Source organism: Streptomyces sp. NPDC008125 (assembly GCF_042957125.1).
In the GTDB taxonomy this organism is placed as follows: Bacteria; Actinomycetota; Actinomycetes; order Streptomycetales; family Streptomycetaceae; genus Streptomyces.
Genome location: NZ_JBIBHR010000010.1, coordinates 232305 through 257472, shown reverse-complemented (window position 1 = coordinate 257472; position 25168 = coordinate 232305). Strand labels below are relative to the sequence as shown.

The window sequence follows — 25168 nt, the reverse complement described above, 5'->3', positions numbered from 1 at the left end:
CGCGTCAAGCATCACGACGGCAACCTTGAGGACACGCGCATGTAACGATCGCCGCGTCTTGCAGAAAAGTTCCGCAAGCTCTTTCGGACTTCTTTCATCCTTGTTACGTTCCTGGTCGACCCGGCGCCGCGACGGAGCGGTACGGCAGTTGAAGGAGTTCACATGCGACGTGGCATAACGGCCACCGTCCTGGTCGCGGCCCTGGCGCTCGCGGCGACCGCGTGCGGCAGCGACGACAAGTCCGGCAGCGGCAGCAAGAGCTCGGGCGAGCTCTCCGGCACCGTCACCTGGTGGGACACCTCCAGCGTCGGCAGTGAGGACAAGGTCTTCAAGAAGATCGCCGAAGGCTTTGAGAAGCTGCACCCCGAGGTCGACGTCAAGTACGTCAACGTGCCCTTCGGTGACGCGCAGAACAAGTTCAAGAACGCGGCCCAGGCCGGCACCGGCGCCCCCGACGTGATCCGCTCCGAGGTCGCCTGGACCCCGGACTTCGCTAACCTCGGCTACCTCGCCCCGCTGGACGGCACCCCGGCCCTCCGGGACCAGGGCGACTTCCTCAAGCAGGCCGTCGCGTCGACCAAGTACGACGGCAAGACGTACGCCGTGCCGCAGGTCATCGACTCCATGGGCATCTTCTACAACAAGGCCATGTTCGCTAAGGCCGGTGTCAAGGTCCCGACCACGATCGCCGAGCTGAAGACCGCCTCCGCCGCCATCAAGGAGAAGACCGGCAAGACCGGCCTCTACCTCCGTGGCGACGACGCGTACTACTTCCTCTCCTTCCTGTACGGCGAGGGCGGCGACCTGGTCGACGCCGACAGCAAGACCGTCAGGATCGACGACCCCGAGGCCGTCAAGGCGTTCAAGGTCGTCAAGGACCTGGTCGACTCCGGTGCCGCCAAGACGGACGCCACGGACGGCTGGGACAACATGATGCAGTCGTTCAAGTCCGGCGACGTCGCCATGATGATCAACGGCCCGTGGGCCGTGGCCGACACGCTGACCGGTGACCAGTTCAAGGACGCCGCCAACCTCGGCATCACCAGCGTCCCGGCGGGCTCCGTCGCCCAGGGTGCCCCGCAGGGTGGTCACAACCTCGCGGTGTACGCGGGCTCGAAGAACCTCGACGCCTCCTACGCCTTCGTCGACTACATGACCTCCGTCGACGCCCAGGCCACGGCCGCCGGTGAGCTGAACCTGCTCCCGACCCGCACCTCGGCGTACGCCCGCAAGGAAGCCGTCGACAGCGAGATCGTGAACTTCTTCAAGCCGGTCGTCGAGACCTCCGTCGAGCGCCCGTGGATCCCCGAGGGCGGCAGCCTCTTCGCCCCGCTGGTCACGCAGTACACCGAGGTCCTCACCGGCCAGACCACTCCGGAGAAGGCCGCGAAGGACAGCGGCGACGCGTACCGCAAGCTCCTCAAGGGCTGGAAGTAACAGGAAGGTTGGCCGACTGATGGCTGTCCACACCAGCCAGTCGGTGGCAAAGGCCGCGGGCGACGACGTCGCCCGCGGCCGGAGCCGCGCTACTGGCACCCCGACGCCGGGCAAGCTCCGGCGCTCTCTGTCCACGCACTGGTACGCCTGGGTCATGGTGGCCCCGGTGGTGCTCGTCATCGGCGTGATCATCGGCTATCCGCTGGTCCGCGGCGTCTGGCTGTCGCTGACCGACGCCAACGAGCGCAACGTGGCGCGTTCCATCGGCGTCAACGAGATCCCCGCGACCTACAAGTTCGTCGGCCTGGACAACTACAAGGACGCGCTCACCGGCGGCGAGTTCATGTCCACGCTCGGCTGGACACTGGTGTGGACGATCGCCTGCGTGAGCATCACGTTCTGCCTCGGCATGGCGCTCGCCAACATCCTGAACCGGCGCATCGTCGGCCGCTCCGCCTACCGCATGGCCCTGATCCTTCCCTGGGCCGTGCCCGGTTTCGTTTCCGTCTTCGCCTGGCGCTTCCTCTTCAACGACGAGCGCGGCATCCTCAACGCGATGCTCGGCGGTGTCGGCATCGACGGCGTCCCCTGGCTGAACGACCCCACCTGGGCGAAGTTCTCCGTGATCGCCGTCAACGTCTGGCTCGGCGTCCCCTTCATGATGGTCGCCCTGCTCGGCGGTCTGCAGTCCATACCCGCGGAGCAGTACGAAGCGGCCGAGATGGACGGCGCCACCGCCTGGCAGCGTTTCCGGCACATCACCGTGCCGGGGCTCGCTCCGGTCTCCACGACGGTGGTCCTGCTCTCCACGATCTGGACCTTCAACATGTTCCCGGTGATCTTCCTGCTCACGCGGGGCGGCCCCGGTGAGTCGACCCAGATCCTCGTCACCCAGGCGTACAAGTTCTCCTTCGAGATCAGCCCGCGCGACTTCGCACAGTCCTCCACCTGGGGCGTGCTGATCCTCGTCCTCCTCATGATCTTCGCCGCGGTCTACCGGCGAGTGCTCCGCAAGCAGGGAGATGTCTGGTGACCACCCTCACCCCCACCCGAGGGCGCCGGGCAGCGCGCACCCCGCGCCTGCGCGGGCAGCGTTCTCCGCTCGCCTCCGTGGCGCTGCACGTCACGCTGATCATCACTTCGGTGATCGCGGTCTTCCCGGTGCTCTGGGTCCTGCTGACCTCGCTGAAGCCGGCCAAGTACGCGACGACGACGGACTTCTTCAAGGAGACGACGTTCGTCAACTACACCAACCTGATCAAGGACACCGAGTTCGTCACCTGGTTCGGCAACTCGGTGCTGGTCGCGGGTCTCTCCACGGTCCTCGGCGTCTTCGTCTCCGCCACCACCGGCTACGCGGTCAGCCGCTTCCGCTTCCCCGGCAAGCGCGGCCTGATGTGGACCCTGCTGATCACGCAGATGTTCCCGGTCGCCGTGCTGATCGTGCCGATCTACAACATCATGGCGACCCTCGGACTGCTCAACCAGCCCGCCGGCCTCGTGATCACCTACCTCACCATCTCGGTGCCGTTCTGCGCCTGGATGATGAAGGGCTTCTTCGACACGATCCCGCGCGAGATCGACGAGTCCGGGCAGGTCGACGGCCTCACCCCGTTCGGCACGTTCTGGCGACTCGTCCTGCCGCTGGCCAAGCCCGGCCTCGCGGTCACCGCGTTCTACTCCTTCATCACCGCCTGGGGAGAGGTCGCGTACGCCTCCGCGTTCATGGTCGGTGACGAGAACCTCACGCTCGCCGGCGGACTGCAGAAGTTCGTCAACCAGTACGGAGCCCAGTGGGGCCCCATGACCGCCGCGTCGGTCCTCATCGCCATCCCGGCGGCCCTGGTCTTCCTGTTCGCGCAGAAGCACCTGGTCACCGGAATGTCGGCCGGAGCAGTCAAGGGCTGACCGGAGGCGGTGCCCGACCCTGACCCGCGGACACCGCCGAACCGTCACCCACCCCCACGCGTCACCGCATTCGTCACGGCGGCGCCGGACCCCCCGACCGGGACCCCGGTGCCGCTCCCCACCCAGACACCCCAGGGACGACATGACCCAGCACCTCGCTGCCCCCTCCACCGGCACGTCCGACGACGCCCCGGACAACCGCACCGGCTGGTGGCAGGATGCGGTGATCTACCAGGTCTATCCACGGAGCTTCGCCGACGGCAACGGTGACGGCATGGGCGACCTCGCGGGCGTCACCGCACGGCTCCCGTACCTCCGGGACCTCGGCGTCGACGCCGTCTGGCTGAGCCCCTTCTACGCCTCCCCCCAGGCCGACGCCGGTTACGACGTCGCCGACTACCGGGCCATCGACCCGATGTTCGGCAACCTCCTCGACGCCGACGCCCTCATCCGCGAGGCCCACGCCCTGGGCCTGCGCATCATCGTCGACCTGGTCCCCAACCACTCCTCCGACCAGCACGAGTGGTTCAAGCGCGCGCTGGCCGAGGGCCCCGGCTCCGCCCTGCGCGAGCGCTACCACTTCCGCGCGGGCAAGGGCGAGAGGGGCGAACTCCCGCCGAACGACTGGGAGTCCATCTTCGGCGGCCCGGCGTGGACCCGGACCACGAACGCGGACGGCACCCCCGGCGAGTGGTACCTCCACCTCTTCGCGCCCGAGCAGCCCGACTTCAACTGGGAGCACCCGGCCGTCGCCGACGAGTTCCGCTCGATCCTGCGCTTCTGGCTCGACATGGGCGTCGACGGCTTCCGCGTGGACGTCGCGCACGGCCTGGTCAAGGCCGAGGGCCTGCCCGACCTCGGCTCGCACGACCAGCTCAAGCTGCTCGGCAACGACGTCATGCCGTTCTTCGACCAGGACGGCGTGCACGCCATCTACCGCAGCTGGCGCACCATCCTCGACGAGTACCCGGGCGAGCGCATCGCCGTCGCCGAGGCGTGGACCCCGACCGTCGAGCGCACCGCCAACTACGTGCGCCCCGACGAGATGCACCAGGCCTTCAACTTCCAGTACCTGTCGACCGACTGGGACGCCGACGCGCTGCGTACCGTCATCGACTCCTCGCTCGCCGCGATGCGTCCGGTCGGCGCCCCCACCACCTGGGTGCTCTCCAACCACGACGTCACCCGGCACGCCACCCGCTTCGCCAACGAGCCGGGCCTGGGCACCCAGATCCGCACCCCCGGCGACCGGGAGACGGGCCTGCGCCGCGCCCGCGCCGCGACCCTGCTGATGCTGGCGCTGCCCGGCTCCGCCTACGTCTACCAGGGCGAGGAGCTCGGCCTGCCGGACGTCACCGACCTGCCCGACGAGGCCCGCCAGGACCCGTCGTTCTTCCGCGCCGACGGCCAGGACGGCTACCGCGACGGCTGCCGCGTCCCGATCCCGTGGACCCGCGAGGGCAGCAGCTACGGCTTCGGCGACGGCGGCAGCTGGCTCCCGCAGCCCGAGGGCTGGGGCGAGCTGTCCATCGAGGCGCAGACCGGCGTGGAGGGCTCCACCCTGGAGCTGTACCGCTCCGCCATCGCGGCCCGCCGCGACCTCCCGGGCCTCGGCGCCGGTACGGACGTGGAGTGGCTGGACGGCTCCGAGGGCGTCCTCGCCTTCGCCCGCCCCGGTTTCGTCTGCACCGTCAACACGACCGGCGCCCCGGTGCGAATCCCCGCGCCCGGCACGGTGCTGCTCTCCAGCGCCCCGGTCACCGTCGAGGGCGGCTCGGCCGAGGTCCCCGCCGACACCACGGTGTGGTGGACGGTGTGACCGTCCCCGCACCCCGGACGGGCTCGGCGCTGCGGCTCTCCGACATCGCCGGGCAGGCCGCGGTCAGCGAGGCCACCGTCAGCCGGGTGCTCAATGGCAAACCGGGCGTCGCCGACAGCACCCGGCAGCGGGTGCTGGCGGCGCTGGACATCCTCGGCTACGAACGTCCCGTGCGGCTGCGCCGGCGGAGCGCCGGGCTGATCGGGTTGATGACACCTGAACTCGTCAACCCGATCTTCCCGGCCTTCGCGCAGTCGGTCGAGCAGGTCCTGGCCGGGCACGGCTACACCCCGGTGCTCTGTACCCAGCTGCCGGGCGGCGCCACCGAGGACGAGCTCGTCGAACAGCTCGTCGAGCGGGGCGTCGACGGCATCGTGTTCCTGTCCGGGCTGCACGCCGACCTGTCGGCCGACCCGTCGAGGTACGCCGAACTCTCCGAGCGCGGCGTCCCCTTCGTCCTGATCAACGGGTACAACGAGCGCATCAGCGCCCCGTTCGTCTCGCCGGACGACGCCGCCGCCGTCCGGATGGCCGTCGGCCACCTCGCGGCCCTGGGGCACCGACGGATCGGCCTGGCGGTCGGGCCGCAGCGCTACGTGCCCTCCCGCCGCAAGCGGGACGGGTTCCTCGACGCGGCGGTCCGCACCCTGGGGATGACCCGCGACGAGGCCGAACTCCTGGTCTGCTCCACGCTGTTCGGCGTGGAGGGCGGCCAGGTGGCGGCCGGTGCGCTGCTCGACCAGGGGTGCACGGGCATCGTCTGCGGCAGCGACCTGATGGCGCTGGGCGTGGTGCGCGCGGCCCGGGGGAGGGGCCTGGAGGTCCCGCGCGACGTCTCCGTGGTCGGCTTCGACGACTCGCAGCTGATCGCCTTCACCGACCCGCCGCTGACCACCGTGCGCCAGCCGGTGCAGGCGATGGCCGCCGCCGCGGTGGGGGCGCTGCTGGAGGAGATCGCCGGAAGTCCCGTGCAGCGCACGGAGTACGTGTTCCAGCCGGAGCTGGTCGTGCGCGGTTCGACCGCGGCGCTGCGCGCGGCGCGGGCGGTACGGGTGGTACGGGGGGCATGAACGGGCGGCGCGCGGCCGGAGGGGGGTCGCGTGCCGCACGGGGGCCCTGTGCCCCCGGTACGAAGGTGCGGCGCGGCGCGGACCCGGTGCGGGTCCTGCGAACGCCGAGGAGAGGCGCCGGGAATCGGCCCAGGTCCGGGCCGGCGGGGAGTGTGACTCCCGGCGCCTCTCATCCGCGTCGACCGGCCCGGCCGGCCGGGCGCGTGGGGCCCGGCGCCTGAGCGCGGACCCCCGGCCGGCCGGACCGGAGTCACCAAGAACGTAACAGGCTCGCAATATCTTGCGTAAGTCCTTGCAGGCAGAAAAATGCAGCGTTTCACGGATGTGAGCGGGTCATGTCCAAAGGGTTGACCGCGGCCTGGCGGGCTCGTACGGTCTGCGCTGCGACTGGGTTTCCAGTCTTGCTGCAAGAACATTCAAGCCTTCCGGCACGGCGCGTTGTCACGTGAGGCTGCTCGGTCACCCGCGTTTCCCCCACAGCAGGAGGAAGAACATGGCACGCAGACCGTTGTCCGCCGCGCTCGCCCTCGCGGCCGGAGTCGCCGCGCTGGTCGTCCCCGCAGGCGTCGGAGCCGGTACCGCCCAGGCGGCCGCGCCGGGAACCAAGGACGTCACCGCCGTCCTGTTCGAGTGGAAGTTCGCCTCCGTGGCGCAGGCGTGCACCAGCACCCTCGGTCCGGCCGGCTACGGCTTCGTCCAGGTCTCCCCGCCGATGGAGCACATCCAGGGCGGCCAGTGGTGGACCTCCTACCAGCCGGTCAGCTACAAGATCGCCGGCCGGCTCGGCGACCGGACCGCCTTCGCGAACATGGTCGCCACCTGCCACAACGCCGGGGTGAAGGTCGTCGCCGACACCGTCATCAACCACATGTCGGCGGGCTCGGGCACCGGCACCGGCGGGTCCTCGTACACGAAGTACGACTACCCGGGCCTCTACTCGGTCAACGACATGAACGACTGCCAGGCGCAGATCAGCAACTACGGCAACCGCGCCAACGTCCAGAACTGCGAACTCGTGGGCCTCGCCGACCTGGACACCGGTGAGGAGTACGTACGCGGCAAGATCGCCGGGTACATGAACGATCTGCTCTCCCTCGGCGTCGACGGGTTCCGGATCGACGCGGCCAAGCACATGCCGGCCGCCGACCTCGCCAACATCAAGTCCCGGCTGAGCAACCCCGGCGTGTACTGGAAGCAGGAGGCCATCTACGGGGCCGGCGAGGCCGTCCAGCCCTCCGAGTACACCGGCACCGGGGACGTCCAGGAGTTCCGCTATGCCCGCGGCCTCAAGCAGACCTTCCTCAACGAGAACCTCGCCAACCTGAAGAACTACGGCGAGGGCTGGGGCTTCATGTCCTCCGCCCAGTCGGCGGTCTTCGTCGACAACCACGACACCGAGCGCGGCGGCGACACCCTCAACTACAAGGCGGGCGCCTCCTACACGCTGGCCAACGTCTTCATGCTGGCCTACCCGTACGGCTCCCCGGACGTGCACTCCGGCTACGAGTTCAGCGACGTCGACGCCGGACCGCCCAACGGCGGGCAGGTGAACGCCTGTTACACCGACGGCTGGAAGTGCCAGCACGCCTGGCCGCAGATCTCCTCGATGGTGGCCTTCCGCAACACCGCCCGCGGCGAGGCCGTCACCAACTGGTGGGACAACGGCGCCGACCAGATAGCCTTCGGCCGCGGCGCCAAGGCGTACGTCGCGATCAACCACGAGACTTCCTCGCTGACCCGGACCTTCCAGACCGGGCTGCCCGCCGGCTCCTACTGCGACGTGCAGACCGGCAACGCCGTGACGGTCAACTCCAGCGGCCAGTTCACCGCCACCCTCGGCGCCGACACCGCCCTCGCCCTGCACGTCAACGCCCGCACCTGCACCGGTACGGGCACCGGGCCCGGCACGGACCCCGGCACGGGCACCACCGCCTCCGGGGCGGCCTTCGGCGTCAACGCCACCACCAGCCTCGGCCAGAACATCTACGTCACCGGCAACCAGCCGGCCCTCGGCAACTGGGACCCGAACAGCGCCCTGAAGCTCGACCCGGCCACCTACCCCGTCTGGAAGCTCGACGTGGCCCTGCCCGCCGGCACCTCCTTCCAGTACAAGTACCTCCGCAAGGACGCCGCCGGGAACGTCACCTGGGAGAGCGGCGCCAACCGCACCGCCACCGTGCCCGCCACCGGAAAGACCGCGCTGACCAGCGACGTCTGGCGCAGCTGAACGACCTGGGGCGGGCCGGGAGTGCGTTTCTACGCCTCCCGGCCCGCCCCTTTCCGTGCCGCCCCCGCCGGGCCGGCCGTACCACCCCACCACCGTCCGAGGAGAGCCCTCCGTGTCCCGAACCACCCTCCGCCGGGGAGCCGTCGCCGCGCTGTGCGCCGCGCTGCTGCCCGTCGTACCGGCGGCGACAGCGTCCGCCGCGACCAGACCACCGTCCCCGCCCTCGGACGCGTCCCTCGCCAAGGAGTCGTCCCGCCAGGACCTCACCCGCGAGCAGTTCTACTTCGTCATGCCCGACCGGTTCGCCAACGGCGACACCTCCAACGACAGGGGCGGCCTGACCGGCTCCCGCCCGGAGACCGGGTACGACCCCACGGACAAGGGCTTCTACCAGGGCGGCGACCTCAAGGGGCTCACCAACCGGCTCGACTACATCAAGGGCCTCGGCACCACCGCGATCTGGCTCGCCCCGATCTTCAAGAACCGCCCGGTGCAGGGCACCGGAGCCGACGCCTCGGCCGGCTACCACGGTTACTGGATCACCGACTTCACCCAGGTCGACCCCCACTTCGGCACCAACGCCGACCTGGAGAAGCTGATCGACAAGGCCCACGGCAAGGGCATGAAGGTCTTCTTCGACGTCATCGCCAACCACACGGCCGACACCGTCGACTACACCGAGAAGACCTACGGCTACCGGCCGAAGGGCGCCTACCCGTACCTCGACACCGAGGGCCGCCCCTTCGACGACAGCGACGGCATGGCGAAGGTGGACGCGGACTCCTTCCCGTACACCCCGAAGGTGACCGGGTCCAAGGTCCCGTCCTGGCTCAACGACCCCACGATGTACCACAACCGGGGCGACTCCACCTACGCCGGCGAGTCCACCGAGTACGGCGACTTCTCCGGGCTCGACGACCTGTGGACCGAGCGCCCCGAGGTCGTCTCCGGCATGGAGAAGATCTACGAGAAGTGGGTCCGCGACTTCGCCATCGACGGGTTCCGCATCGACACCGTCAAACACGTCGACCTGGACTTCTGGACCCAGTGGGCCACCGCCCTCGACGCGTACGCCGCGAAGCACGGCCGCGACGACTTCTTCATGTTCGGCGAGGTCTACTCCGCCGACACCGCGATCACCTCGCCGTACGTGACCCAGGGCCGGCTCGACGCGACGCTGGACTTCCCCTTCCAGGAGGCCGCCCGCCAGTACGCCTCCCAGGGCGCCCCCGCCGCCGAGCTCGCCGCGCTCTACGCCGACGACTACCGGTACACCACCGACAAGGCGAACGCCTACGAGCAGGTCACCTTCCTCGGCAACCACGACATGGGCCGCATCGGGACCTTCCTGAAGCAGGACAACCCGAACGCCTCCGACGCCGAACTGGTCAAGCGCGACAAGCTCGCCAACGAGCTGATGTTCCTCGGCCGCGGCAACCCGGTCGTCTACTCCGGTGACGAGCAGGGCTACACCGGCGCCGGCGGCGACAAGGACGCCCGCCAGCCCCTCTTCGCCACCGGGATCGCCGACTACCTCGACGACGACCAGCTCGGCACCGACCGTACGCACGCCTCCGACGCGTACGACCCCACGCACCCGCTGTACCGGTCGATCGCCGCGCTCTCCAAGCTCACCAAGGACAACCCGGCCCTGAGGGACGGCGTCCAGACCGAGCGCTACGCCGAAGGCTCCGTCTACGCGTACTCCCGCATCGACGCCAAGCACTCCAACGAGTACCTCGTCGCCGTCAACAACGGCACCGGACCCCGGACCGTCGAGCTCACCACCGAGTCCGCCCGGATGAACTTCCGTACCATCTACGGCGGTTTTGCCCATGTGCGCAGCGGAGCCGACAAGAAGGTCACCGTCACGGTGCCCGCCCTGTCCAGCATCGTGCTCCGCGCCGACCAGGCCCTCGCCGCCCCCGCCACCAAGCCCTCGCTCACCCTGAAGGCCCCGGCGGCCGGCGCGACCGGCACCGTGGAGATCTCCGCCGACGTCACCGGCGGCCAGCTCGACCGCGTGGTGTTCGCCGCCCAGACCGGCAACGGCACGTGGCGCACCCTCGGCACAGCCGACCACGCCCCGTACAAGGTCACCCAGGTCGTCGACGACACCGTCGCCGCCGGAACACCCCTGCGGTACAAGGCCGTCGTCGTGGACCGCACCGGCCGTACCTCCCGTGCGCTCGCCTCCACCACCGCGGGCCAGGCGCCCCCCGCCGCCAAGCCGGTGGCCGTCGAGCGCGACTACGCCGTCGTCCACTACCGGCGCGCGGACGGCGACTACGACGGGTGGCAGCTGAAGTCCGGCGACACCACCGCCGGGTTCACCGGCCGTGACGCGTACGGGGCGTTCGCCTGGCTCAGGCCGGCCGAGGGCACCTCCACCGTCCCGTACACCGTCGAGAAGGACGGCACCGCCGACGGCCCCCAGCGCACCGTCGACCTCTCCACCACCGGCCAGGTCTGGGTCACCCAGGGCGACGACGGCCAGGTCACCGAGGTCCCCGACGGCGCCGGCCCCTCCACCGACACCACCAAGGCCGTCCTGCACTACCACCGCGAGGACGGGAACTACGACGGCTGGGGCCTGCACACCTGGACCGGGGCCAAGGATCCGACCGACTGGGCCAAGCCGCTCCAGCCGGTGAAGAAGGACGCCTACGGCGTCACTTTCGAGGTCCCGCTCGCCGAGGGCGCCACCTCGCTCAGCTACATCCTCCACAAGGGGGACGAGAAGGACCTCCCGAGCGACCAGTCCCTCGACTTCGCCGGCAAGGGCTTCGAGGTCTGGATGCTCGGCGGCACCGCGAGCTACCTCCTCCCGGCAGCCGCCGGGGTCCCCGCCCCCGACCTGACCAAGGCCGAGGCGCAGTGGATCGACGCCGACACCGTCGTCTGGAAGGTCAAGGCCACCGCCGCCACCAGCGAGCAGCTCGTCTACGCCCCGGACGGCGGGATCTCCGTCGTCGACGGGGCGCTCTCCTCCGAGGGCCAGTGGCTGCGGCTCGACCCGGCCACCCTGACCGACGCGCAGAAGGCGAAGTACCCGCACCTCAAGGACTACCCGGCGTTCCAGGTCGACGCCCGCGACCGCGACCGGATCCGCGCGTCCCTGCGCGGCCAGCTGATCGCCACCCAGCGCGCCGCCAACGGCGCCCTCCTCGCCGCCACCGGCGTACAGATCCCCGGGGTGCTCGACAGCCTGTACCCCAAGGCCACCGGCGGCTCCCTCGGCCCCGTCTTCGACAAGGGCACGCCCACGCTCTCCGTATGGGCTCCCACCGCCCGTACCGTCGCGCTCGAACTGGACGGCAGGACCGTCCCGATGCGGCGTGACGACACCACCGGCATCTGGTCCGTGAAGGGGACCAAGTCGTGGAGCGGCAAGCCCTACCGCTACGTCGTCCAGGTCTGGGCGCCCACCGTCCAGAAGCTCGTCACCAACAAGGTCACCGACCCCTACTCCACCGCGCTGACCACCGACTCCGCCCGCAGCCTCGTCGTCGACCTCGCCGACCCGAAGCTCGCGCCCGCCGGCTGGTCCACCCAGAAGAAGCCCGCCGCCGTCCCGATCGGCAACGCGCAGATCCAGGAGCTCCAGATCCGCGACTTCTCCATCGCGGACCCCACCTCGAAGCACCCGGGCGAGTACCTCGCCTTCACGGACACCGGCTCCGACGGCATGAAGCACCTCAAGGAGCTCGCCGGCTCCGGCACCTCCTACGTGCACCTGCTGCCCGCCTTCGACATCGGCACCATCTCCGAGAAGAAGTCCGACCAGCAGCAGCCCGCCTGTGACCTCAAGGTCTACGCCCCCGACTCCACGGAGCAGCAGGCCTGCGTCACGGCCGCCGCCGCCGAGGACGGCTTCAACTGGGGCTACGACCCGCTGCACTACACCGTCCCGGAGGGCTCCTACGCCTCCGACCCGAACGGCACCGGGCGCACCGTCGAGTTCCGGGAAATGGTCCAGGGCCTCAACGACGCCGGACTGCGCACCGTCATGGACGTCGTCTACAACCACACCGTCGCCTCCGGCCAGGACGACAAGTCCGTCCTCGACCGGATCGTGCCCGGCTACTACCAGCGCCTCATGGACGACGGATCCGTCGCCAACTCCAGCTGCTGCGCCAACACCGCGCCCGAGAACGCCATGATGGGCAAGCTCGTCGTGGACTCGATCGTCACGTGGGCCGAGCAGTACAAGGTCGACGGCTTCCGCTTCGACCTGATGGGCCACCACCCCAAGGCGAACATCCTCGCCGTGCGCAAGGCGCTCGACGCGCTGACGCCCGCCAAGGACGGCGTCGACGGAAAGAAGATCATCCTCTACGGCGAGGGCTGGAACTTCGGCGAGATCGCCGACGACGCCCGCTTCGTCCAGGCCACCCAGAAGAACATGGCCGGCACCGGCATCGCCACCTTCGACGACCGCGCCCGCGACGCCGTGCGCGGCGGCGGCCCCTTCGACAGCGACCCCGGCGTCCAGGGCTTCGCCTCCGGCCTCTACACCGACCCCAACGACTCCACCGCCAACGGCACCGAGGCCGAGCAGAAGGCCCGCCTCCTGCACTACCAGGACCTGATCAAGGTCGGCCTCTCCGGCAGCCTCGCCGGCTACACCTTCACCGACACCTCCGGCAACGAGGTCACCGGCGCCGGCGTCGACTACAACGGCCGGCCCGCCGGATACGCGGCCGCGCCCGGCGACGCCCTCGCCTACTCCGACGCCCACGACAACGAGAGCCTCTACGACGCCCTCGCGTTCAAGCTCCCCGCGGACACCCCGCCCGCGGACCGGGCCAGGATGCAGGTCCTCGCCATGGGCATCTCCACCCTCTCCCAGGGGCCCTCGCTCTCCCAGGCGGGCACCGACCAGCTGCGCTCCAAGTCCCTGGACCGCAACTCCTTCGACAGCGGCGACTGGTACAACGCCATCCACTGGAACTGCCAGGACGGCAACGGCTTCGGCCGGGGCCTGCCGCCCGCCGCGGACAACCAGGACAAGTGGCCGTACGCCGCACCGCTGCTGACCAACCCCGGCCTCACCCCCGGCTGCGCGCAGATCAACGGCGCGTCCGCCGCCTACCAGGACCTGCTGAAGATCCGGAGCACCGAGAAGGCGTTCGCCCTCACCTCCGCCTCCCAGGTCCAGTCCACCCTCGCCTTCCCGCTCTCGGGCAAGAACGAGACCCCCGGCGTCATCACCATGACCCTGGGCGACCTGGTCGTCGTCATCAACGCCACCCCCTCCACCACCACCCAGAAGGTGGACACGGCGGCGGGCAAGAAGTACGCCCTGCACCCCGTGCAGGCGACGGGCGCCGACCCTGCCGTCAAGCAGTCCCGGTACGACGCGGAATCCGGCGGCTTCACCGTCCCCGGACGGACCGTCGCCGTGTTTTCACATCGCTGACACCGACGGGCTACGGTGTGACCGCACGCGTCGGCGACGGAGCCGCAGCGGCCCGGCGCCGAGCACCGTAACTCCGCGGAAACTCCGGCCGGTCACGGCGCCGCTCCCCCGGGGGAGAGGCGCCGGGGCCGGCCGGTCCGGCCGGGTGGCGGACACCGTCCACCCCGTCGGCGCACCAGGCCCGAGCACGCCGGACGGTGATGATGAAGATCGTGGGAAACCTGCCCGAGGAGACGAGCAGTTTCATCGGCCGCAACGTCGAACTCCTGCGCCTCGAATCGGCATTGACGCCCTACTACCTCGTCGGCCACCGGCTCACCCCGCACCGCATGACCACGCTCGTCGGCCCCGGTGGCGTCGGCAAGTCCCGCCTCGCCGGACGCGCCACCCGCCTCGTCGGCCACCGCTACCAGGACGGCGTCCGCTGGGCCGACCTCTCCCCCCTCTACGACGACGACCTGCTGCTGCCCACCGTCTCCGACGCCGTCGGCCTCGCCGACCACGCCCTGCGGATGCCCGTCGACGCGCTCTGCGAATGGCTCGCCGACAAGAACATGCTGCTGGTTCTCGACTCCTGCGAACACCTGCGCGCCCCCACCGCCCACCTCCTCGGCGAGCTCCTCACCATCGCCCCCGGCCTGACCGTCGTCGCCACCAGCAGACAGCCCCTCGGCGTCCGCGGCGAGAACATCGTGGAAGTCCCCCCGCTGCCCTACGAGGGCGGGAACGACGCACTCACCCTCTTCCGCGACCGGGTACGCGCCTCCGCCCCCGGCATCACCTTCCGGCGCCCCGCCGACACCAAGGCCGCCGACGAGATCTGCCGCCGCCTCGAAGGACTCCCGCTCGCCCTGGAACTGGCCGCCGCCTCCGCCCGCCGCCACACCCTGAGCCAGATCGCCGACCGCCTCGGCTCCCGCCTGGACGTCCTCAGCGACGACTCCCCCCGCCCCCGCCGCCACCGCGCCCTCATCACCACCATCGGCTGGAGCCACGAGCTCTGCACCCCGCTCGAACGCCTCCTGTGGGCCCGCCTCACCCCGCTCCGCGGCGACTTCGACGAAGAGGCCGCCCGGGAGGTCTGCGCCGGCGGTCCGCTCACCCCCGACGGGGTCACCGAAGCGCTGCGGGGACTCGTCGCCAAGTCCGTCGTCAAACGCGACGGCGAACGCCACCACATGCTCGACACCCTGCGCGAGTACGGCCGCATGTGGCTCGTCGAACTCGGCGCCGAGGAAGTGGCCGGCGCCGCCCGCCGGCACGCCGCCCGCTTCCTCTGCCTGGCCCGCCGCGCCCACACCGGCTGGACCGGCCGCGACCAGGTCGCCTGGTACCACAAGGTCTCCGACAGCCACCTCGACCTCTGCGCCGCCCTCGACCACCTGCTGGTCCACGACATCCGCGCCGCCCAGGAGATGGCCGGCCGAGTCGGCTTCTTCTGGGGCTGCTGCGGCCACCTCACCGCCGCCCGGAGCTACGCCCGGCGCGCCCTGGAAGGCGGCCCCGTCGACGGCCCCGACCGCACCCGGCTGCTCTGGGTCATGGGCGTCGCGGCCCTGCTCCAGGGCGACTTCGAGGCCGCCGATCGGCTCGGCGCCCAGTGCACGGCCCACGCCGAGACCGACAGCGACGACGAAGGCATCCTCAACTCGACCTACCTGGCCGGTCTCACCCACATCATGAAGGGCGAACCGCGGACCGCCCTCGCCGCCGCCGACCGCGCCCTGCGCCTGACCGGGGCGAGACCGGTCGAATCCGCCTACCGCCTGCGCTGCCACCTCATCACGGTCTTCTCCCTCAGCGGCCTCGGCCGGCTCGACGAGGCCGCCGAAGCCGCCACCGCCCTCAGAGCAGCCTGCGAGGAGCACGACGAGCACTGGACCCGCAGCTACGCCGACTACCAACTCGCCCTGATCGCCCTGCTCCAGGGCCGCCCGGACGCCTCGGTCGCGCATGCCCGCACCATGCTCCAGGGCAAGCACCGCCTGCGCGACAGTTTCGGCATCGCCCTCGGCCTGGACATCCTCGCCTCCGCCATCGCCGCCCAGGGCCAAGGCGCCCGCGCCGCCCGGGTGTACGGCACCGGGCAGGTGTACTGGCGGATGGTCGGCCACCCCCAGCGCGGCACCCCCGACATCGCCCCGGTGCGGGAGACCTGCGAGCGCCAGGCCCGGGAGGCCGTCGGAGACGCCGCCTACCAGCGGGCCTTCGAGAGCGCCCGCACCGAGAGCGCCGAGGCGGGGCTGGCCGCTGCGCTGTGGGACGGGTCCCGCATCTGAGAGCGTGGGCGGGGGGTGGGGCGCCCGGTGAGACACGCTTGTGCGGCGCGGGCGCACCCCGTCAGAGTTGGCGACGACCATGCCCGCCCCACCCGCAACGGGAGCGCCTGATGCCTCACATCACCATCGACTACTCCGCCGGACTCGAGGACGCCTTCGACAGCCGGGGCTTCGCCACCGAGCTGCACCCGCTGATCGCCCGGACGATCACCACCTCGGCCGCGGCCTGCAAGACCAGGCTCCGCCGGGTCGACGAGACGCTGGTCGGGGAGCAGGCCCTCGACGGTTCGGTCGTCCACGTCCTCATCGCCATACAGCCCGGCCGTACCCCGGAGGTGCGGGCGCAGCTCACCGAGTCCGTGCTCGCGCTGCTGGGCGAGCACCTCAAGCCGGCCGACGGGCACCGGATCGACACGTCGGTCGAGACCCGCGACCTCGATCCCTCGTACCGCAGGAACTGACCCCCCGGTCCGTCCCGCGGTGGCCGCCCGTCACGGCTGCCGCTGCGGGGGGACGGCGGGCGCCCCGGCGGTCAGCATGCCGAGGCGGACGAGCAGTTCGCCGAACGGGCCGTCCGGGGGCTCCTGTTCGATGACCCGCAGCACGATGGTGGCCAACTCCTGGTCGTACGCGGCACTCACGGCGGCCAGCGCCGCGAAGTCGTGCACCAGCTGGAGCTCCAGCTCTGCGCGGGGGACGCGCTTGCCGTCCAGCCAGAGCAGCGCCGTCGCCTCGGCGAGCGACACCCAGGTGCGTACCACCAACTCCAGCCGGGCGGAGGGGGCCTCGACATTGAGGTGGGCGAGTATCTGCTCGTACGCGGCCTGCCGCACCCCGTCGATCATGGCGTTGGTGGTGGAGGAACCGGCCGCCGGGCCGCCCCGCATGAGCGCGGAGAAGCCGGGACCGTGATCCTCCACGAAGTCGAAGAACCGGCCCATCACCCTCAACAGACGGGTGCCCAGCGGGCCTTCGTGCGGTTCCACGAACCGCTCCGCCAGCTCGTCGGCGGCCCGGCGCAGCGCGGCCTCGTACAGGCTCTGCTTGCCGGGGAAATAGTGGTACACCAGCGGCCGGGAGATGCCCGCGGCGGCGGCGATCTCGTCGATCGACACCTCGTCGGGGGAGCGGCTGCTGAACAACTCCAGTGCGACGCCGATCAACTGCTGTCTGCGCTCGTCGACACCCATTCGGCGCCGCACCCCGGTGGTCATGCGAACAGCCTAACCGGGGTGCGGGGGGCGGTGGGACCGGCCCGGCCGACCTACAGATCGAGGACCAGCCGCCCGCTCCGGCACCGGGAGACGCAGATCAGCATCGAGTCGTCGCGCTCCGCGTCCGTCAGCAGCTCGTCCCGGTGGTCGATCTCGCCGTCCAGCACCCGCTGTTGGCAGGTGCCGCAGAAGCCCTGCTCGCAGGAGTACGAGACATGGGGCAGTTCTTCGCGCACGGCCGCCAGCACCGACTGTCCGGCCGCGACGTTCACCGTCCGGCCCGAGCGCCGCAACTCCACCTCGAAACCGCCGGAGTCCGTGCCGTGGCCGGCGCTGGACGCCTCGTCCCCGGTGGGCGTCCTGGGCGCGAACCGTTCCAGGTGCAGGGCGCACCCGTCCGGCAGGGCGGCGGCGACGGCGTCCATCAGGGGGCCGGGGCCGCACACGTAGACGGCGGTCCCCGGCGCGAGCGCGGCGAGAGCCCCGGCGACGTCCGGGTGCCCGGCCGTGTCCTGCGGGACGACCGTCACCCGGTCCCCGTCCGCGCCGAGCTTCTCGATCTCGTCGAGGAAGGGCATGGCGGCCCGCGACCGGCCCCCGTACAGCAGCCGCCAGGGCGCTCCGGAGGCGGCGACCGCCCGAAGCATCGGCAGGACCGGGGTGATCCCGATGCCGCCCGCGACGAAGAGGTAGCCCTCCGCCCCGACCAGCGGGAAGCGGTTGCGGGGAGCCCGTGCCCCGACCTCCTCGCCCTCGTGGAGCTGGGCGTGCACCTCCCGGGAGCCGCCCCGCCCGTCCTCGTCCAGCCGGACCGCCACCGTGTACGTCCCCGGGTCCGCCGGGTCGCCGCAGAGGCTGTACTGCCGGATCGCGCCGGAGGGCAGCACCAGGTCGAGATGGGCTCCCGGCTCCCACCGGGGCAACCCGGGTCCCTCCAGCCGCAGCTGGACCACCCCCTCGGCGGGCGAGGTGCGCTCGGTGATCAGCAGCCGCCGGGTGGTGGTGGCGCCGCGCCCCGACCGTCCGGAGGTGGGTTCCTCCAGGGCGGGCATCGGCCAGAGCGGGGAGGCGGCGACCCGCTCGCGCAGCGCCCGCCGGGCGAGCAGCGCGGCACCGGCGCCGGCGATCAGCAGCACGGTGCGGGGGCGGAACAAGGACAGGGGCAGGGCCATGGGTCAGTGGTCTCCCGTCGTACGGGTCTCGGCGGCTGGGTGGTGTCCGGCCGCCAATCGCGGGGCACCGCCTCGCGCCGCGGGCGAGCGGGCGAGATAGTCGACGGCCTGGGCGGTGCTGCCGGTCCGCGAGGGGTGGTAGCGGCGGCTCAGGTAGTCGGGGACGGAACGCAGGATGTCCGCGGCCGGGGGCAGGGTGCCCTGCTTTCCGCAGGCGTGGAAGGCCCGGAACGACGCCCGGCCGTCGGGGAGGCCCGGGTCGTTCTCCACGAAGAAGCGGATCCCGCGCTGCCACAGGAAGACCATCGCGGAGAAGGCGGTGGCCCAGGTCCGCACCCGGCGCCGGTAGCCGCCGTCCACGTGCAGGAACACCTCGAACGCCACCGAGCGGTGCTCGACCTCCTCGGCGCCGTGCCAGCGCAGCAGGTCCAGCATCGTGGGGTCGGCGCCCCGCCGGTCGAGGGCGTCCGCGTTGAGTATCCAGTCGCCGAGGAACGCCGTGTAGTGCTCGATCGCCGCTATCGTCGCCACCCGCTCCCTGAGCCACCACTCCCGCGCCCGCCCGGGTGGAAGCGTCCGGTCGCCGAGCAGCTTCTCGAAGAACCAGTCCACCTGCGCGGTGTACGGCGTCGGGTCGATCCCCAGCCTCTTCAGGTGCGGCAGGACGTCGTCGTGCGCCTGCGAGTGCACCGCCTCCTGGCCGATGAACCCGATGACGTCCGCGCGGAGCCGTTCGTCGCGGATGTACGGCAGCACCTGCCGGTACACATGGATGAACCAGCGCTCCCCGGCCGGCAGCAGCAGATGGAGGACGTTGATCGTGTGGGCGGCGAAGGGGTCGCCGGGCACCCAGTGCAGCGGGGTGTTCTCCCAGTCGAACGAGACGTTGCGGGGCTTGAGCGGCGTCCGCTCCGAAGTGACCGCCGTCGGCTGCTTGTTGGACATGGTGTCAATGTACTGATGGGTACGGCGCAGGAACAGATGCGTGCGGACCCTTCCTCGGCGCGGTCGCGCGTGCGGGCGTCCGAGGCCGGCCGGGGACGGCAGGAGGCCCCGGCGCGCGCGGTACGAATCCGCGCGGACCGGGGCCCGTTCGTGCAACGGCCCCGTCAGGGGGCGTACTTGTAGCCCACCCGCCGGACGGTCTGGATCGAGTGGCGGTGCTGGACGCCCAGCTTGCGGCGCAGCCGGGCGACGTGGACGTCCACGGTCCGGCCGTCGCCGACGTGACCGTAGCCCCAGACGGTGGTCACCAACTGGTCGCGGGTGTGCACCCGGTGGGGATGGGCGACCAGATGGGCGAGGAGTTCGAACTCCAGGTAGGTGAGGTCGAGCGCCACTCCGTCCACGGTCGCGATGCGCCGGGTGGAGTCGATGAGCACCGCACCGTCCGGCGTGGACGCGGCCGGAGCCTCGCGCACCACGGCCTGCGGGGCGAGCGCGCCCTGCGGGAGCGCTCCCGCGGCGAAGGGCCGGGCGTCCGGGAACGCGCCGGCGAGAGCGGCCTGCTGGTCGGCCGGTACGAGGACGAGGTAGCCGATCATGGGCGGCCGCCCCGGCAGGGTGGGCAGGGAGTGCTGCGGCGCGGGCAGCCAGGTGGCTCCCGGGGGCAGAAAGTCGGCCATGTCCGTGAGCCGGACGACGTCGTCACGGTCGACGGCACGGAGCCGGCGGTTGGAGGAGTGGGTGCGGGCGGTGGTGGTGGCCGCAGCGGGGGCCGCCGATGCCGCGGTGGCGGCGGAGGCGGAGAGAGTACGGGCGTTCGCCATGAGGGTCAGCTCTTTCGCGCGAGGAGTCGTCGAGGGACGTACGTCGTGCGCGCGGGCCGAAGACCGGGGTGAGCGGCTTTAGAGGGCCTGCGCGTTCCTCGCGCGGCAACACACCCGGTCGAAGTCGTGGTGCTGACGGGAAGGCCAGAACGGCTCAAGGTCGCTGCGACCCGATGAGGTGTACTGGAAGCCGGCCATGAGCCCATTGAAGCAGAGAATGCGGCGCGGCAGCAGTCTCCTCTCACCCGTCGATACGGACCCTTTGCGTCGCGCTTCTCACACCCGGCCCCCCGACCGCGCCCGCACCCGCCCCGACCTGGCCCGACTCCTCAGCCCACCAGCCGCTTCCGCCAGTCGGGCAGCGGCAGTTCGATCGCCTTCGACGGGTTGCCGTCCCACTCCACGGTCAGCCCGGCGTCCCGGAGCGCCGCCGCCACCTCGCCCCCTACCGCGGTGGTGGTCTCCTCGGAGTCGTCGAACCCGCCGTAGTACAGCGCGAGTCCGTGGCCCGCCGCCGCGCTCGCGGTGCCCTGGGAGTGGAAGAAGACGAAACCGCGCGCCGACTCGTCCTCCGCCCCTACCTCGCCCATCCCGCAGGAGCGGCAGCAGGTGAAGTTCTGCCGGGCGGTCAGACCGGCCGCGCCCAGGGCGGCGAACGCGCGCTCCAGCCGGTCGGCGTCGCTCACCCCCGTCCACCGCTCCTGTTCCTCCACCCGCTCCAGCCAGAGCCGCTCGACGACGGCCCGCGCCTGCTCCTGGGTGACGGGCGACACCCCGTCCTTCGTCAGGCAGTCGGCTGCCCACCCGGTCAGCGTCTCCACCGTGCCGAATCCGCCCCGGAGTTCATCGCGGACGGCCTCCTCCAGCCGCGCCAGGACCTCCGGTTCCGGAGCGGGTACGGGCTCCGCCGCGGGCAGCCCCAGGGACTCCCAGCCGATCCCGGCGTCCCAGTCCTCCGTCCGCCGCGCCCAGCCGACCATGGCCTCGGCGACCCGCTCCGGGGTGGCCACCGCGGCCCGGTAGTGGTCGGTGGGGCCGCCCGCGCGGTACTCCAGCTCGTACGGGCCGTCCCCCTCGTGCCAGACCTGGATGAACCGTCCGGGCCGGTCCGGCACCCGCTGCACCACCAGGAACCGGTTCTTTGGCCCGCCGATCCCGAGCACCAGGTCCGTCAACCCGTCAGGCGTCGGGCGCATGTACGTCTGTCGGCCCTCGGTCTCCACCTTGATCTCCAGCATGGGGCCACTCTGGCACGCACCACCGACAGCGCCCCGCCCGCCGACCGGTAGCCTGCCCGCGGAGAGCGCGCCGACGACGGGCCCCCACGCACCGAACGAAGGGTGAGCGACCGGTGATCCGAGACCTGTACAACGTCCGGTGGCAGCCCGTGGACGGCGACCCCACCCCCCTGACCGAGGACGAGGAGCAGCGCGCCAGGGCCACGCTCTTCCACGACCTCGGCACCGTGATCGCCGAACGCGGCTGGGTCCGCTTCCCCGCGTACTCGCCGGAGGAACGCCGTCGGCTCCTCGACGTCGCGCACCGGCTCACCGAACACTGGGGGCAGCGGGTCCACGTCGTGGCCGAGGACCCCTGCGCGCTGAGGCTCCACCTGGACGGGTACGGCACGCCACCGGCCGCGTGAGGGCTGCCCCGTACTCCCCGTGCGGCTGCCCCGTACTTCCCGTACGCGGCTCGTGCGCCCGTACGTACGACGAGGCGCCCACCGGAAACCCGGTGGGCGCCTCGTCGTACGGGGAGGTGCGGGGGATCAGCCCTGGTCGGCCTTCTCCAGCGCGGTGCAGCAGGTGTCGACGATCAGCCGCGTGACGACGTAGGGGTCGACGTTGGCGTTCGGACGACGGTCCTCGATGTAGCCCTTCCGGTCCTGCTCGACCTGCCACGGGATACGGACCGAGGCACCGCGGTCGGAGACGCCGTAGCTGTACTCGTTCCACGGGGCGGTCTCGTGCAGACCGGTCAGACGCTCGTCGATGCCGGCGCCGTAGTTCTTGACGTGGTCGAGCGGCTTCGAACCCTCGCCCAGCGACTCGCAGGCGGTGATGATCGGGTCGTAGCCCTCACGCATCGCCTTGGTGGAGAAGTTGGTGTGCGCACCGGCGCCGTTCCAGTCGCCCTTGACCGGCTTCGGGTCGAGGGTGGCGGAGACGTTGAAGTCCTCGGCGGTGCGGTAGAGCAGCCAGCGGGCGATCCACAGCTGGTCGGAGACCTCCAGCGGGGACAGCGGGCCGACCTGGAACTCCCACTGACCGGGCATGACCTCGGCGTTGATGCCGGAGATGCCGAGACCGGCCTTGAGGCAGTTGTCGAGGTGCTTCTCGACGATCTCGCGGCCGAAGATCTCGTCGGAGCCGACACCGCAGTAGTAGCCGCCCTGCGCGGCCGGGAAGCCGCCCTCGGGGAAGCCGAGCGGACGGTGGCCGGAGAAGAAGGTGTACTCCTGCTCGATGCCGAAGATCGGCTCCTGCGAGGCGAAGCGCTCGGCCACCGGACGCAGCGCGGCACGGGTGTTGGTCGGGTGCGGCGTCATGTCGATGTTGAAGACCTCGCACAGGACCAGGACGTCGTCACCGCCGCGGATCGGGTCCGGGCAGGTGAAGACCGGCTTCAGCACGCGGTCGGAGGCGTGGCCCTCGGCCTGGTTGGTGCTCGAACCGTCGAAGCCCCAGATGGGCAGCTCCGCGCCGTCGGCCAGGATGCGCGTCTTCGAGCGCAGCTTGGCGGTCGGCTCGGTGCCGTCTATCCAGATGTACTCAGCCTTGAACGTCACGTAAGCCATCCTTTGCGGGTGCTGCGAGGTCTATGCGCGCAGCTTGGCAAGACGCGATTTCCCATCCGTTGCCCCAGTGTGAACCCCGTGTTACCGGCGTTATCCGCGCGTGAACCCCGTCACAGCCGCGGTCCGCCCCGCCCTCCGGCGCCCCCGGCCGTACGGGTACGCGCCACGACGGCAGCCGCGCGCCCCGCCGCCCGCACCCCCCGGCGAGCTCGTCGTATACGGGGCTGCGCCCTCGGGTCGTACGCGACCCGGGCCGCACACTGGTACCCATGACGACTTCCGCGACCCCCCTGCGCATCGGACTGCTCGGCACCGGACCCTGGGCCCGCAAGACCCACGCCCCTGCCCTGGCCGCCCACCCCGGCGTCGAGCCGACCGGGGTGTGGGGCCGCCGCCCCGAAGCGGCGACCGCCCTGGCCGACGCCCACGGAGTCCCCGCCTTCACCGGCGACGACGGCCTCGACGCACTGCTCGCCGCCAGCGACGCCGTCGCCATCGCGCTGCCGCCGGACGTACAGGCCCCGATCGCGGCCCGCGCAGCCGCCGCCGGATGCCACCTCCTGCTCGACAAGCCCGTCGCCACCACCGCGGCAGGCGCCCACGAGGTCGCCGACGCCGCCGCCCGGGCCGGCGTCGCCTCCGTCGTCTTCTGCACCCTGCGCTTCGCCCCCGCCACGGCCGCCTGGATCGCCGAACAGGCCGCGATGGACGGGTGGTTCACCGCACGCGGCCAGTGGCTCGGCGCCCTCTTCGCCCCCGGATCCACCAGCGAGTACGCCGCCTCCCCGTGGCGCGGCGACAAGGGTGGCCTCTGGGACGTGGGCCCGCACGTCCTCTCCGTACTTCTCCCGGTCCTCGGTGACGTCACCGGGCTGACCGCCGTCCGGGGCCCGTCCGACACCGTGCACCTGGTGCTCCGCCACACCTCCGGCGCCTCCAGCACCGCCACCCTCGGCCTCGCCGCCCCGCTCGGCGCGGTCGGCACCGACATCGAACTCCGCGGCGAGCACGGCGTCGCCACCCTGCCCCGCTGGGGCAGCGCCCTGGACGCCTTCGCCGGAGCCGTCGACGCGCTGGCGGAAGCCGTACGCACCGGTGAACCGCACCCGTGCGACGTACGGTTCGGGACGCGCCTGACCGAGCTGCTGGCGGAGGCCGAAGCGCAGCTGGGCCCGGCGGACCGCGTCTGAAGCCCTGACGCCTGAAGCCCTGAAGCCCTGACGCCCTGAAGCCCTGGGGGACGGGCCTGCGGGCCCCGGTCTCAGCCGCCGTCGCGCGACAGGCGGCCGGGGAGGCCGGTGAGCCGCTCGACGCGGAGCACCGACCCGTCGGCCGCCGGCGACGGTGCACCGGGCAGCTCCTTCAGTGCCCTAGGCACGGCCTGACGTCGGGGCAGGTCTTCCAGGACTTCTCGAACACGGCGAGGCAGTGGCCGTCGATCCAGGCGTCGAGCGACGCGGGGCTCCTCGGAACCGGCTCGCCGAGCAACGGCAGGAACGAACGCGCCCTGCGCCGGTGGTGCTCGGCGAAGGAGCAGTCACCGGCTGCCCGAGGCGCGTGAACCCGACGGCTGACGTCCGGGTGGGAGTGCGCCGGTCACTCCGTACGCCCCAACGCCTCCCGTACCGCCTCCTCCGAGCGCGCCACCACGGCCGTGCCGTCGTCCGCGGTGATGATCGGCCGCTGGATCAGCGCCGGTTCGGCGGAGAGCGCCCCGATCCAGCGGTCGCGTTCCGCCGCCTCCCGGGGCCAGTCGCCGATCCCCAGCTCCTTCGCGACGGCCTCCCCGGTCCGGGTGATGTCCCACGGCTCCAGCCCGAGCCGGTCCAGCACAGCCCGGATCTCGTCCGGCGTCGGCACGTCCTCCAGATACCTGCGCACGGTGTACGACGCCCTCTCCGCGTCCAGCAGCGAAACGGCGCTCCGGCACTTCGAGCAACGCGGATTGATCCAGATCTCCATGGCACCGAGGATACGGCGCAAGAGTCCCGGAGCAAGGGCTGAAATCCCCTCTGGCCAGGGGCGATTGTCAGTGCGAGGCGGTAAAATGG

General features: G+C 71.4%; 18 protein-coding genes. 11 read left to right on the top strand and 7 right to left on the bottom strand.

Annotated elements, in window-relative coordinates; translation table 11 throughout:
- Positions 1-162: 162 nt before the first annotated feature.
- From ACFZAX_RS19300 to ACFZAX_RS19260, 9 genes are all read left to right on the top strand, one after another.
- Positions 163-1437, top strand: a complete 1275-nt coding sequence (locus ACFZAX_RS19300; RefSeq protein WP_390962892.1) for an extracellular solute-binding protein — start codon at positions 163-165, stop codon at positions 1435-1437.
- 19 nt (positions 1438-1456) lie between these two features.
- Entirely contained in the window at positions 1457-2470 is a 1014-nt protein-coding gene (locus tag ACFZAX_RS19295) for a sugar ABC transporter permease (protein ID WP_328722079.1), read from the top strand.
- On the top strand, positions 2467-3345 hold the full coding sequence (locus tag ACFZAX_RS19290) for an ABC transporter permease subunit (RefSeq protein ID WP_390962890.1): 879 nt from the start codon (positions 2467-2469) through the stop codon (positions 3343-3345). The genes ACFZAX_RS19295 and ACFZAX_RS19290 overlap by 4 nt, the downstream gene beginning before the upstream one ends.
- A gap of 142 nt (positions 3346-3487) precedes the next feature.
- A complete protein-coding gene (locus ACFZAX_RS19285) occupies positions 3488-5164 on the top strand; it encodes an alpha-amylase family glycosyl hydrolase (protein ID WP_390962888.1) in 1677 nt (558 codons plus the stop codon).
- Positions 5149-6234 (top strand): substrate-binding domain-containing protein, encoded by a 1086-nt coding sequence (locus ACFZAX_RS19280; protein ID WP_390962886.1) that lies wholly within the window; start codon positions 5149-5151, stop codon positions 6232-6234. The genes ACFZAX_RS19285 and ACFZAX_RS19280 overlap by 16 nt, the downstream gene beginning before the upstream one ends.
- 493 nt (positions 6235-6727) lie before the next feature.
- Complete coding sequence (locus tag ACFZAX_RS19275; RefSeq protein WP_390962884.1) at positions 6728-8461, top strand: carbohydrate-binding module family 20 domain-containing protein; 1734 nt, start codon at positions 6728-6730, stop codon at positions 8459-8461.
- A gap of 112 nt (positions 8462-8573) precedes the next feature.
- The gene (pulA, locus tag ACFZAX_RS19270) at positions 8574-13883 is read left to right on the top strand and encodes a pullulanase-type alpha-1,6-glucosidase (protein ID WP_390962882.1); all 5310 of its coding nucleotides are present in this window, start codon (positions 8574-8576) and stop codon (positions 13881-13883) included.
- A 203-nt stretch (positions 13884-14086) separates the two neighbouring features.
- Positions 14087-16162, top strand: a complete 2076-nt coding sequence (locus ACFZAX_RS19265; protein WP_390963034.1) for an NB-ARC domain-containing protein — start codon at positions 14087-14089, stop codon at positions 16160-16162.
- A 110-nt stretch (positions 16163-16272) separates the two neighbouring features.
- Complete coding sequence (locus ACFZAX_RS19260) at positions 16273-16623, top strand: 5-carboxymethyl-2-hydroxymuconate Delta-isomerase (protein ID WP_390962880.1); 351 nt, start codon at positions 16273-16275, stop codon at positions 16621-16623.
- 30 nt (positions 16624-16653) lie between these two features.
- Here the strand turns inward: ACFZAX_RS19260 and ACFZAX_RS19255 are convergent, their stop codons facing one another.
- The 5 genes from ACFZAX_RS19255 to ACFZAX_RS19235 form a co-directional block, all read right to left on the bottom strand.
- Positions 16654-17376: a TetR family transcriptional regulator gene (locus ACFZAX_RS19255; protein ID WP_390962878.1), complete on the bottom strand. Its 723-nt coding sequence runs from the start codon at positions 17374-17376 to the stop codon at positions 16654-16656.
- Positions 17377-17426: 50 nt separating this feature from the next.
- Positions 17427-18548 carry a 2Fe-2S iron-sulfur cluster-binding protein gene (locus tag ACFZAX_RS19250; protein WP_390962876.1) on the bottom strand — a complete coding sequence of 374 codons (1122 nt, stop codon included), beginning with the start codon at positions 18546-18548 and terminating at the stop codon, positions 17427-17429.
- Between the two features lie 3 nt (positions 18549-18551).
- Complete coding sequence (locus tag ACFZAX_RS19245; protein ID WP_390962874.1) at positions 18552-19493, bottom strand: metal-dependent hydrolase; 942 nt, start codon at positions 19491-19493, stop codon at positions 18552-18554.
- A 164-nt stretch (positions 19494-19657) separates the two neighbouring features.
- A complete protein-coding gene (locus ACFZAX_RS19240) occupies positions 19658-20317 on the bottom strand; it encodes a winged helix-turn-helix domain-containing protein (protein WP_390962872.1) in 660 nt (219 codons plus the stop codon).
- Between the two features lie 329 nt (positions 20318-20646).
- Complete coding sequence (locus ACFZAX_RS19235; protein WP_390962870.1) at positions 20647-21555, bottom strand: DUF6891 domain-containing protein; 909 nt, start codon at positions 21553-21555, stop codon at positions 20647-20649.
- Between the two features lie 113 nt (positions 21556-21668).
- On the opposite strand from ACFZAX_RS19235, the gene ACFZAX_RS19230 reads away from it, so the two are divergent.
- Positions 21669-21962, top strand: coding sequence for a hypothetical protein (locus ACFZAX_RS19230; RefSeq protein ID WP_390962868.1), 294 nt, complete (start codon positions 21669-21671; stop codon positions 21960-21962).
- A 126-nt stretch (positions 21963-22088) separates the two neighbouring features.
- Here ACFZAX_RS19230 and glnII read toward each other — a convergent pair whose 3' ends face one another.
- Positions 22089-23108, bottom strand: coding sequence for a glutamine synthetase (gene glnII, locus ACFZAX_RS19225; RefSeq protein ID WP_390962866.1), 1020 nt, complete (start codon positions 23106-23108; stop codon positions 22089-22091).
- A gap of 278 nt (positions 23109-23386) precedes the next feature.
- On the opposite strand from glnII, the gene ACFZAX_RS19220 reads away from it, so the two are divergent.
- Positions 23387-24307 carry a Gfo/Idh/MocA family oxidoreductase gene (locus tag ACFZAX_RS19220; protein ID WP_390962864.1) on the top strand — a complete coding sequence of 307 codons (921 nt, stop codon included), beginning with the start codon at positions 23387-23389 and terminating at the stop codon, positions 24305-24307.
- A 406-nt stretch (positions 24308-24713) separates the two neighbouring features.
- Here the strand turns inward: ACFZAX_RS19220 and ACFZAX_RS19215 are convergent, their stop codons facing one another.
- Positions 24714-25079, bottom strand: coding sequence for an ArsC/Spx/MgsR family protein (locus tag ACFZAX_RS19215; RefSeq protein ID WP_390962862.1), 366 nt, complete (start codon positions 25077-25079; stop codon positions 24714-24716).
- Positions 25080-25168 lie beyond the last annotated feature (89 nt).